Annotated in this window: 9 protein-coding genes and 1 pseudogene; 9 read left to right on the top strand and 1 reads right to left on the bottom strand. The window is 67.5% G+C overall.

Going from position 1 to position 11,091, the window contains the following annotated elements; all coding sequences use genetic code 11:
- Nucleotide 1: 1 nt before the first annotated feature.
- The 8 genes and pseudogenes from ftsW (at nt 2) to lpxC (ending at nt 9,349) form a co-directional block, all read left to right on the top strand.
- Complete coding sequence (gene ftsW / locus E5790_RS06425) at nt 2–1,327, top strand: putative lipid II flippase FtsW (RefSeq protein ID WP_014645940.1); 1,326 nt, start codon at nt 2–4, stop codon at nt 1,325–1,327.
- Nucleotides 1,324–2,412, top strand: coding sequence for an undecaprenyldiphospho-muramoylpentapeptide beta-N-acetylglucosaminyltransferase (gene murG / locus E5790_RS06420; RefSeq protein WP_053495602.1), 1,089 nt, complete (start codon nt 1,324–1,326; stop codon nt 2,410–2,412). The genes ftsW and murG overlap by 4 nt, the downstream gene beginning before the upstream one ends.
- 40 nt (nt 2,413–2,452) lie before the next feature.
- A complete protein-coding gene (murC, locus tag E5790_RS06415) occupies nt 2,453–3,889 on the top strand; it encodes a UDP-N-acetylmuramate--L-alanine ligase (protein WP_014645942.1) in 1,437 nt (478 codons plus the stop codon).
- The gene (locus E5790_RS06410; RefSeq protein WP_014645943.1) at nt 3,886–4,848 is read left to right on the top strand and encodes a D-alanine--D-alanine ligase; all 963 of its coding nucleotides are present in this window, start codon (nt 3,886–3,888) and stop codon (nt 4,846–4,848) included. The genes murC and E5790_RS06410 overlap by 4 nt, the downstream gene beginning before the upstream one ends.
- Nucleotides 4,845–5,519 (top strand): annotated as a pseudogene (locus tag E5790_RS06405) (cell division protein FtsQ/DivIB); the annotation flags it as partial. The gene E5790_RS06410 and the pseudogene E5790_RS06405, both read left to right, overlap by 4 nt.
- Nucleotides 5,520–5,590: 71 nt before the next feature.
- Nucleotides 5,591–6,826: a cell division protein FtsA gene (gene ftsA / locus E5790_RS06400; RefSeq protein ID WP_005408083.1), complete on the top strand. Its 1,236-nt coding sequence runs from the start codon at nt 5,591–5,593 to the stop codon at nt 6,824–6,826.
- Nucleotides 6,827–6,996: 170 nt separating this feature from the next.
- Nucleotides 6,997–8,232 (top strand): cell division protein FtsZ, encoded by a 1,236-nt coding sequence (ftsZ, locus tag E5790_RS06395; RefSeq protein WP_005415297.1) that lies wholly within the window; start codon nt 6,997–6,999, stop codon nt 8,230–8,232.
- A gap of 205 nt (nt 8,233–8,437) precedes the next feature.
- On the top strand, nt 8,438–9,349 hold the full coding sequence (gene lpxC, locus E5790_RS06390; RefSeq protein ID WP_049440195.1) for a UDP-3-O-acyl-N-acetylglucosamine deacetylase: 912 nt from the start codon (nt 8,438–8,440) through the stop codon (nt 9,347–9,349).
- A gap of 281 nt (nt 9,350–9,630) precedes the next feature.
- Here lpxC and E5790_RS06385 read toward each other — a convergent pair whose 3' ends face one another.
- On the bottom strand, nt 9,631–10,080 hold the full coding sequence (locus E5790_RS06385; RefSeq protein ID WP_032956682.1) for a DUF721 domain-containing protein: 450 nt from the start codon (nt 10,078–10,080) through the stop codon (nt 9,631–9,633).
- Nucleotides 10,081–10,092: 12 nt separating this feature from the next.
- Here E5790_RS06385 and E5790_RS06380 point away from each other — a divergent pair, with 12 nt between their 5' ends.
- Nucleotides 10,093–11,049, top strand: coding sequence for a M23 family metallopeptidase (locus E5790_RS06380; RefSeq protein WP_014645946.1), 957 nt, complete (start codon nt 10,093–10,095; stop codon nt 11,047–11,049).
- The last annotated feature ends 42 nt before the right edge of the window (nt 11,050–11,091 follow it).

Below are 11,091 nucleotides of genomic sequence, written 5' to 3'. Positions count from 1 at the left end.
GATGAACGACCTGTCCCGCCAGGCAACACGCCTTGAAGCCATCGAAGGCAGCTACGACAAGTGGCTGCTGGGCGCGATCATCGCGCTCACCGGTGTCGGCGTGGTGATGGTGGCCTCCAGCTCGATCGCGCTGATGAGCAGCCCGTTCTATTACCTCAACCGCCACCTGATCTTCCTGGCGGTGGGTATCGTGCTGGCGGTCATTGCCGCCCGCACCGAGCTGAAGTCGATCGAGCAGTACAACCAGATGCTGCTGCTGGGCTGCTTCGTACTGCTGCTGGCGGTGTTCGCACCGGGACTGGGCAGCACGGTCAACGGTGCGCGCCGCTGGATCAACCTGGGCATTTCCAAGTTCCAGACGGTCGAAGCGGTGAAAGTGCTCTACATCGTCTGGCTGTCGAGCTACCTGGTACGTTTCCGCGACGAGGTCAATGCGACCTGGCCGGCAATGCTCAAGCCGCTGGGCGTGGCCGGTGCGCTGGTGGTGCTGCTGCTGCTGCAGCCGGACTTCGGTTCCTCGACCCTGCTGCTGGCGATCACCGCCGGCATGCTGGTGCTGGGCGGGGTGAACATGCCGCGCATGTCGATGCCGGTGATCATCGGCCTGGTCGGCATGAGCGCGCTGGCGATCATCGAGCCGTACCGCATGCGCCGCATCACCTCCTTCCTGGACCCGTGGGCCGACCAGCAGGGCGACGGCTACCAGCTGTCCAACGCGCTGATGGCGGTGGGCCGTGGTGAATGGACCGGCGTCGGCCTGGGCAACTCCGTGCAGAAGCTGTACTACCTGCCCGAAGCGCACACCGACTTCATCTTCTCGGTCACCGCCGAGGAATTCGGTTTCCTGGGTACCTGCGTGATCGTGGCGCTGTATGCGCTGCTGGTCGGCCGCACCTTCTGGCTGGGCATGCGCTGCGTGGAAATGAAGCGCCACTTCTCCGGCTACATCGCCTTCGGCATCGGCCTGTGGATCAGCATGCAGACCTTCGTCTCGATCGGCGTGAACCTGGGCATCCTGCCGACCAAGGGCCTGACCCTGCCGCTGATCTCCTCCGGCGGTTCGTCGGTGCTGATGACCTGCGTGGCGATGGGCCTGCTGCTGCGCGTGTCGTATGAACTCAAGCGCGCCGAGCGCCGCCAGGCCGTGCGCATCGGTGGCGCCGAAGACGCCGCGGCCGAACCGATGGACAAGCCCGCCGCAGCGGTGGACGCCAGCGTGCCGATGCGTGCCGAGCCGGTCGCACCCGCGTCCGCTGCAGCGAGCGCCGCACGTGGCACCAGCCGCCTGCAGTCGCGCATCGAACCGACCTTCGGGAGGCTGTCATGAGTGCAGCCACCGAGAGTGGGCGCCCGGTGATGATCCTGGCCGGAGGCACCGGCGGTCACATCTTCCCCGGCCTGGCCGTGGCCCGCGTGCTGCGCCAGCGCGGCGTGCCGGTGACCTGGATGGGCGCCGACGGTGCGATGGAAACCCGCCTGGTGCCGCAGCACGACATCGCCATCGATACGCTGGCCATCACTGGCCTGCGCGGCAAGGGCAAGCTGGCCCTGCTGGCGGCGCCGTGGCGGCTGATGCGCGCGCTGCGCGCGGCCGGGCTCATCATCCGCCAGCGCCAGCCGCGCGCGGTGGTCGCCTTCGGTGGCTTTGCCTCCGGCCCCGGTGGCATGGCCACGCGCCTGCATGGCCTACCGCTGATCGTGCATGAGCAGAACCGTGCGCCGGGCCTGACCAACCGCATCCTGTCGCGTTATGCGCGTCGCCTGCTGACCGGTTTCCCGGGCACCTTCGCCAAGGGCGAGGAGTTCGTCGGTAACCCGGTGCGCGCGGAAATCGCTGCCATCGCGCCGCCGGAACAGCGCTTCGCCGACCGGCAGGGCCCGCTGCGGGTGCTGGTGGTGGGCGGCAGCCAGGGCGCGCGTGCCCTCAATACCGGCGTGCCGCAGGCGATTGCCGCGCTGGGCGCCGGCCTGCCGGTGCAGGTGCGCCACCAGAGCGGCGAGAAGATGCATGCCGAAGCGGTGGAGGCTTACGCCAAGGCCGGTGTGCAGGCGGAAATCACGCCGTTCATCGCCGACATGGCCGAAGCCTTCGCCTGGGCTGACCTGGTTGTCTGCCGCGCCGGCGCGTCCACGCTGGCCGAGCTGTGCGCGGTCGGTGTCGGCAGCGTGCTGGTGCCATTTCCCGCTGCCGTCGACGATCACCAGACCCGCAACGCGGAGTACCTGGTCGAGCGCGGCGCGGCGGTGTTGCTGAAGCAGGACGGAACGCTGGCCGACGGCATTGCCGCAACGCTGCGCGATCTGTCCGAAAATCCCGCCCGCCGCATGCAGATGGCGCAAGCCGCGCGTGCCCTGGCCAAGGTCGATGCCGCCGAGCGCATCGCCGATATCATTCTCGAGGAAGCTGTATGAAGAAGGCATGCCACCGCGCCTGCCCTGCGCGAGGCCGCGCATGATCCGTCGCCTGCACGACACCAACGACCTGGTGCGCGCGTTCCCGCGCGTGCATTTCGTCGGCATCGGCGGCACCGGCATGAGCGGTATCGCCGAAGTGATGCTGACGCTGGGCTATGAAGTGTCCGGCTCGGACAACGCCGACAACGTGGCGACCCGCCGCCTGGCCAGCCTGGGTGCGCGCATCATGCGCGGCCACTCCGCGGCCAACGTGCTGGGCACCGACTGCGTGGTGGTCTCCAGTGCCATCCGCGAAGACAACCCGGAACTGATGGAAGCACGCAGCCAGCGCATTCCGATCATGCCGCGTGCGGCGATGCTGGCCGAGCTGATGCGCTTCCGCCGCGGCATCGCCGTGGCCGGTACCCATGGCAAGACCACCACCACCAGCCTGACCGCTGCGGTGCTGAGCGAAGGTGGCCTGGACCCGACGTTCGTGATCGGTGGCCAGCTGCTGGCCGCCGGTGCCAACGCCAAGCTGGGTGGCGGGCAGTGGCTGGTGGCCGAGGCCGATGAAAGCGATGGCAGCTTCCTGCGCCTGAACCCGCTGATGTCGATCATCACGAACATCGATGCCGACCACCTGGAAAACTACGGCAACGATTTCGCCCGCGTGCAGGCGGCGTTTGCCGAGTTCCTGCAGCGCCTGCCGTTCTACGGCCTGGCGGTACTGTGCATCGATGATCCGGAAGTCGCCGCGCTGGCCGCCAGGACCCCGCGCCACGTGATGAGCTACGGCATGAGCCCGCAGGCCGACGTGCGCGCCGAGAACGTGGTGCAGGAAGGGTCGCGCATGCGCTTCACCCTGCGCCTGCCGCAGGGCACCAGCCAGGAAGTGGTGCTGGCGCTGCCGGGCAGGCACAACGTGCTCAACGCGCTGGCCGCCGCTGCGGTGGGCTGGCAGCTGGGCGTGGCCCCGGACGCGATCGCACGCGCGCTGGAGGGCTTCGCCGGTGTCGGCCGTCGCTTCAACGATCTGGGCGAGGTGACCACCGCCAGTGGCGCCAAGGTCCGCATCATCGACGACTATGGCCATCACCCGAGCGAGCTGGAGGCAGTGTTCGCCGCCGCTCGTGGTGGCTGGGCCGACAAGCGCCTGGTGGTGGCCTTCCAGCCGCACCGCTACAGCCGTACCCGCGACCAGTTCGACAAGTTCGCCGCCGTGCTGTCGAGCGTTGATGCGCTGGTGCTGAGCGAGGTCTACCCGGCCGGTGAAGAACCGATTGCCGGCGCCGACTCGCACGCGCTGGCCCGTGCCATCCGCGCGCGTGGCCGCAGTGAGCCGGTGGTGGTGGGCAAGGCCGCCGAGCTGGCCAGCGTGCTGCCGGACGTGCTGCAGGACGGTGACCTGCTGCTGATGATGGGCGCCGGCGACATCGGTGCCGTGGCCACCCATATCGCGGTGGAAGGTTTCAAGGGGGAGGGCCAGGCGTGAGCACGCTGACCTTCCCGCCGCTGCGCGTGACCGACCCGGCCGAGTTCGGCCGCGTCGCCGTGCTGCTGGGCGGCAGTTCCAGCGAACGCGAGGTGTCGCTGGATTCGGGCCGCAACGTGCTCGAAGCCCTGCAGTCGCGTGGCGTCGATGCGTTCGCGGTGGACGGCATTCCGGCGCTCGCCAGCGCGCTCGCCGCCGGTGGCATCGATCGCGTCTTCAACATCCTGCACGGCCACAACGGTGGCGGTGAGGACGGCATCGTGCAGGGCCTGATGGACGCCTTCGGCGTGCCGTACACCGGCTCGAACGTGCTGGGTTCGGCGCTGAGCATGGACAAGATCCGCACCAAGCAGGTGTGGCTGTCGCTGGGCCTGCCAACCCCGCAGTACCGCAAGGTCACTGCCGAGGACGTGCACGCCAATGCCGCCGAACTCGGCCTGCCGGTGGTGGTGAAGCCGGCCAACGAAGGCTCCAGCGTGGGCATCAGCCGGGTCACCGATGACGCCGGGCTGGATGAAGCGGTGGCCCTGGCTGCGCGCTACGACGGCCAGCTGCTAATGGAGCAGATGGTGGTCGGCGACGAATTGACCGTGGCCATCCTTGGCGACGTCGCACTGCCGTCGATCCGCATCGTGCCCAAGGGCCAGTGGTACGACTACAACGCCAAGTACATCGCCGAGGACACCCAGTACCTGTGTCCGGGCCTGGACGGTGGCGACGAAGAGGACATCCGGCGCATCGCGCTGGCCGCGTTCCGTGCCGCCGGGTGCCGTGGCTGGGGCCGCGTGGACGTGATGCGCGATCGCGACAGCGGCCGTTTCTTCCTGCTGGAAGTGAACACCGCGCCGGGCATGACCAGCCATTCGCTGGTGCCCAAGGCGGCCCGCCAGGCCGGCATCGGTTTCGAGGAACTGGTGTGGCGCGTGCTGGAACAGACCTTGGAGGCCTCGCACGCATGAACGCGGTGCTGCGCATCTTCGTCTGGCTGTTGGCGCTGTCGGTGGTTGCACTGCCGGTGGTGGCCGTAGTCAATGGCTGGGTCGGCGCCGAGCGCTGGCCGCTGGCGAAGCTGCGCGTGCATGGTGAGTTCAAGCGGGTGCCGGCCGAACAGCTGCAGCAGGTGCTGCTGCCGTATGCGCGCGCCGGTTTCTTCGCGGTCAAGCTGCAGGACGCGCAGGACGCCCTGGAAAAGCTGCCGTGGGTGGAAAGCGCGCAGGTCCGCAAGCAGTGGCCGGACGTGCTGGAAGTGACCCTGGTCGAGCACAAGCCGTTCGCCCGCTGGGGTACCGACCGCCTGGTGTCCGAGCAGGGCAAGCTGTTCCCCACGCCGAAGAAGCTGTCCGACCTGGCGCTGCCGGAGCTGGATGGCCCGGACAGCCAGACCGCGGAAGTGATGAAGCTGTACAGCGACTCGCGTGCATTGTTCGCACCGGCCGGCGTCGATGTGCGCCGGGTGACGATGGACGCACGCGGCAGCTGGTCGCTGGTGCTGAGCAACGGCACCGAAGTGGTGGTCGGCCGCGACGACGCGCGCTCGCGCATGCAGCGCTTCGTCAAGGTACTGCCGCAGCTCAACCGTCAGGACGCGCCGATCGAGCGCGCCGACCTCCGTTACACCAATGGTTTCACGCTGAGCTGGGGTACCCCGGCCACGCCGGCGAAAACGCCGGCGACCCCGGCCAGAAGCACGCAGGAAAGGACATGAATCGCAAGGGTGACAAATCGCTGATCGTTGGCCTGGACATCGGCACCTCCAAGGTGGTGGCGCTGGTGGGCGAGTATTCGCCGGGCAACCCGATCGAAGTGATCGGCATCGGCTCGCACGAATCGCGCGGGCTGAAGCGCGGCGTGGTGGTGGACATCGAATCGACCGTGCAGTCGATCCAGCGCGCGGTGGAAGAAGCCGAGCTGATGGCCGGCTGCGAGATCCGTTCGGTGTACGCCTCGATTTCCGGCAACCACGTGCAGTGCAAGAACTCGCCGGGCATCGTGCCGATCCGCGACGGTGAAGTGACCTGGGGCGACCTGGATCGCGTGCTCGACGCGGCCAAGGCGGTGGCGATCCCGGCCGACCAGAAGATCCTCCACGCGATCCCGCGCGAGTACGTGCTGGACGATTCGCAGGAAGGCATCCGCAACCCGGTCGGCATGACCGGCGTGCGCCTGGAAGTGCATGCGCACCTGGTGGTGTGCGCGCAGTCGGCGGCGGCCAACATCAGCAAGTGCGTGCAGCGCTGCGGCCTGCAGGTGGACGACCTGGTGCTGTCCTCGCTGGCCTCCAGCGTGGCGGTGCTGACCGCCGACGAGCGCGAGCTGGGCGTGGTGCTGGTCGACATGGGCGCCGGCACCACCGACATCGCGGTGTTCGTGCAGGGTGCGATCTGCCACACCGCCTCGCTGCCGATCGCCGGCGACCACGTGACCAACGACATCGCGCACATGCTGCGCACGCCGACCCCGGAAGCCGAGCAGATCAAGGTGCGCTATGCCTGCGCCCTGGCCCAGCTGGCCACGGCCGAGGAGAGCATCCAGGTGCCGTCGGTGGGCGACCGCCCGCCGCGCCGCATGCCGCGCCATTCGCTGGCGCAGGCCGTGCAGGGCCGCTACGAGGAAATCTTCGAGATGGTGCAGGCCGAACTGCGCCGCTCCGGCTTCGAGGAGCTGGTGCGCGCCGGCATGGTGCTGACCGGTGGCGCGTCGAAGATGGAAGGCGTGGTCGAACTGGCCGAGGAAATGCTGCAGATGCCGGTGCGCGTGGGCATCCCGCAGCACGTCACCGGCTTGGGCGAAGTGGTCGGCAACCCGGTACACGCCACCGGCGTGGGCCTGCTGCTGATGGGCAGCCAGATCGAGCACCCGCGGCGGCCGTCGCTGCCCACCGGGCGCGCCGGAAGCATGTTCAAGAAACTCAAGACCTGGTTCCGCGGCGAGTTCTGACGCGGAACCCGTAAACCCGGGCCTCGCCCGGGCGCAACACCCGCAGTACCCGCATCACAACGCAATACCGGCTACACACAACCCACACAGCCGCAACGTCGGCATGCAGCAGGACGGCAGGATGCCCGAATGCCCATGCCAGCCAAAGCGGATACAACGAGGACACGGACATGGCGCATTTTGAACTGATCGAAAAGATGGCACCCAATGCGGTGATCAAGGTGGTTGGCGTGGGCGGCGGCGGCGGCAATGCCGTGGCGCACATGGTCAACTCGGCGGTGGATGGCGTGGAATTCATCACTGCCAACACCGACTCGCAGGCCATCAAGAATTGTGGTGCCAAGCTGCAGCTGCAGCTGGGTACCAACGTGACCAAGGGCCTGGGCGCAGGCGCGAACCCGGAAGTCGGCCGCCAGGCCGCGCTGGAAGACCGTGAGCGCATCATGGACGCGCTGCAGGGCGCCGACATGGTGTTCATCACCGCCGGCATGGGCGGCGGCACCGGTACCGGCGCTGCGCCGGTGGTGGCACAGCTGGCCAAGGAAATGGGCATCCTGACCGTGGCCGTGGTCACCAAGCCGTTCCCGTTCGAAGGCCGTCGCCGCATGCAGGTGGCGCTGAAGGGCATCGAGGAACTGAGCCAGCACTGCGACTCGCTGATCACCATCCCGAACGAGAAGCTGATCACCGTGCTGGGTCGCAACGCGACCATGATCCAGGCCTTCCGCGCTGCCAACGACGTGCTGCAGGGCGCCGTGCAGGGCATCGCCGACCTGATCGTGCGTCCGGGCCTGATCAACGTCGACTTCGCCGACGTGCGCACCGTCATGTCCGAAATGGGCCTGGCGATGATGGGTACCGGCACCGCCCGTGGCGATGACCGCGCCCAGGCCGCTGCCGAATCGGCGATCCAGAACCCGCTGCTGGACGATGTGAACCTGGCTGGTGCCAACGGCATCCTGGTCAACATCACCGCCGGCGCCGATTTCACCATGGCCGAGTTCGACGAGATCGGCCGCACCATCGATGGCTTCGCTTCCGAAGATGCCACCGTGGTGGTCGGCACCGTGCTCGATCCGGACATGCAGGACGAAGTGCGCGTGACCGTGGTGGCCACCGGCCTGAACCGCGTCTCGGCCAGCAAGACCCAGCGTCCGGGCGAGCGTGCGCCGATCAAGCTGGTCCGCAACGCCACCACCGGCCAGCCGGAGTTCGGCGAGTTCGACAACGGCGGCGATGCCGTCTCCAAGGCGGTGGGTGGCATGGGCCTGGGCCTGCGTCGCGCCAGCAGCGATACCGCAGCGGCCTCCGCCCCTTCGGCCCCGGCCGCTTCGGCCCCGGCGGCGGCGGAACTGCCGAACGATTACCTGGACATCCCGGCGTTCCTGCGCCGCCAGGCGGACTAAGCGGGGCGGCCCGGGGTTGTCCTCCCCGGGTTGCGCCACCATGTCCTGAAAACGCGGGCGCCGGGCCAGGATGGGCCCGGCCGCCCTGCTTCACGCGCTTTCCAGCGGCGTGCCGGTGGATCCTGCCGGTGGCTGCAACTGGCGTTTCAGCCGGGGTAGGGGAGTGCGCGTGTTAATCTAATGTGTCACTTCCGGTCCATCCCCCATGATCCAGCAACGCACCCTCAAGAACACGATCCGCGCCACCGGCGTTGGCCTGCACAGTGGTGACAAGGTCTACATGACCCTGCGCCCGGCACCGGTCAACCATGGCATCGTGTTCCGCCGCGTGGACCTGGACCCGGTCGTGGAGGTGCCGGCCAAGGCCGAACTGGTCACCGAAGTGACCCTGTGCACCGGCCTGACCTGCAACGACGCAAAGATCCAGACCGTCGAACACCTGATGTCGGCGCTGGCCGGCCTGGGTGTGGACAACATCATCGTCGAACTGTCCTCGGCCGAGCTGCCGATCATGGACGGTTCGGCCGGCCCGTTCGTGTTCCTGCTGCAGTCGGCGGGCATCATCGAACAGGATGCGCCCAAGCGCTTCATCCGCGTGCTCAAGACCGTGGAGGTGACCGAGGGCGACAAGGTGGCCCGTTTCACCCCGTACGAGGGCTACAAGCTGGGCTTCACCATCCAGTTCGACCACCCGATGATCCCGGCCAAGCAGTCGCGGCAGGAAATCGAGTTCTCGACGCTGGCCTACACCAAGGAAATCTCCCGCGCGCGCACCTTCGGTTTCATGCGCGACCTGGAATACATGCGCGAGCGCAACCTGGGCCTGGGCGGTTCGATGGACAACGCCATCGTGCTGGACGAGTTCCGCGTGCTCAACGAAGACGGCCTGCGCTACGCCGACGAGTTCGTGCGCCACAAGATCCTTGACGCCATTGGCGACCTCTACCTGGCCGGTGGCCAGGTGCTGGGCGCCTACGAGGGCTTCAAGTCCGGCCACGCGCTCAACAACAAGCTGGTGCGGGCCCTGATGGCCGACGCCAGCGCCTGGGAATGGGTCAGCTTCGACTCGCCGACCACCCCGGATCCGGTGGAATATGCCACCCCGGCCTACGCCTGATTCCGTAGATCGTTGAATTTCAAGATAAAAACGCCGCCTTCCAGGGCGGCGTCGTTGTTTCCGGCGCTTGCGACGCATTCAGCGTGCTTGAAAGGCGTCAAGGCCGGTTCAAGGTCACGGTTTTGTGAACCTGTTGGATCGGAAGCCTGAATTTAACGAAGTTTTAACTTCAATCTAACGACAGGCCTCCGGATGGCCGCTAGGATGCGACCCGGCCCCCGAAATGTTTCACGCCGTGGTGACACGCGCGACGGGGAGCGGAGCCGGATGCTCCGTTGCCATCAGGATCGCTTCTTCGGCTTCGAGGGAACGTCCTGCAGGCAAGCCAAGGCGTCGCGTAGCCCTTTGTGCGTGGCGGCTGAAACTGCGTGGGGGCCATTCCGGTTGTCGATCGCTGGGGAGCGTGAGGGAGTGGTGGACGCAGTCTTGATGGTCACCCTGGTGGCCTTCAGCCCGATGGAACGGGCCGCGTCGAGCAACTGGGCTTCGGCAAGCCGCAACTTGGCATGCCAGACCGGGGACTCGACGAGAAAAACGAGGTGTTCCCCGTCCACATTGGCCAGCCGGCAGCGGCTGCGCAGAGGTGGCGGCAACTGGGGGCGCAACTGCCGGTCCAGCGCGTCGAGCCACAAGGCCCGACGCAGCGGGTTCCCGCTTTTGTCCGCCATTACCGCATCCAGCGCCGGTTTCGGCACTGACGCGGGGCGAACGCTGGATTTCGGCTCAGACATGAAAACTCACTGATGGCATTCAAAAAGATCGTAATCAAAACGCGTGAAGGACAGGCCAAGGCGTCGCCGATCACGCGTTTGCGGTTCTATTTCGAGGACCGCCCCCGCGCCCTGCTGGGCAGCGTGCTCGGGGTAGGCTGCATTATCGGCCTTGCCGGCGGCATTGGCGCCAGTGCGCTGAATGATTCGCGCCTGCAGGCCAAGGTCGAGCGCCAGGATGCGGAGCTGGCCAAGGTCAAGCGCGATGCGCAGACCCAGGTCAACGCGCTGGCTGCCCGCCTCGGCGAGCTGCAGGCGCAGGCCACCCGCCTGAACGCGCTTGGCGAACGGCTGACCCAGATGGGCAAGCTGGAAGATGGCGAATTCGACTTCAACGAGACCCCCGGCCTCGGTGATGGCGACGCCGGCGGCCCGACCAGCGACATCCCGGTCAAGGACGTCAACGCCGACTTACAGGTGCTGGAGCAGCGCTTCGCTGCTTCAGGCCGCCAGTTGTCGGTGATGGAATCGCTGATGTTCGACCACCAGCTGCAGCAGAACGCCGTGCCGTCGCGCATGCCGATCCGCAACAGCTACGTGACCTCCGGCTTCGGCACCCGTGCCGACCCGTTCGGCCGCGGCGCCGCCACCCACAAGGGCATGGACTTCCACGCCAAGGTCGGTGACCCGGTGATGGCCGTGGCCGAAGGCGTGGTCAGCTTCGCTGGTGTGAAGGGCGGCTATGGCAACGTCGTCGATGTCGACCACGGTAACGGCTATGTCACCCGCTACGCGCACAATTCGCGCCTGGTGGTGAAGGCCGGTGACCTGGTCCGCGCCGGCCAGGAAGTGGCCAAGGCCGGTTCCACCGGCCGTTCGACCGGTGCCCACGTGCACTTCGAGGTGTGGGAGAACGGCAACGTGGTCAACCCGCGCAAGTTCCTCGGCGACGGCGGCAACACGCCGGTCGGCCGCGTCAGCCGCGGCTGATGCCCGGGTCGGATTCCTTCCGCGCCGCGGAAGGGCTCTGAC

The sequence above is a fragment of the Stenotrophomonas sp. PAMC25021 genome, assembly GCF_004795795.1.
Classification (GTDB): domain Bacteria; phylum Pseudomonadota; class Gammaproteobacteria; order Xanthomonadales; family Xanthomonadaceae; genus Stenotrophomonas; species Stenotrophomonas muris.
Note: the sequence above shows the minus strand (reverse complement) of the source record. Positions and strands in the feature narration are given on the sequence as shown.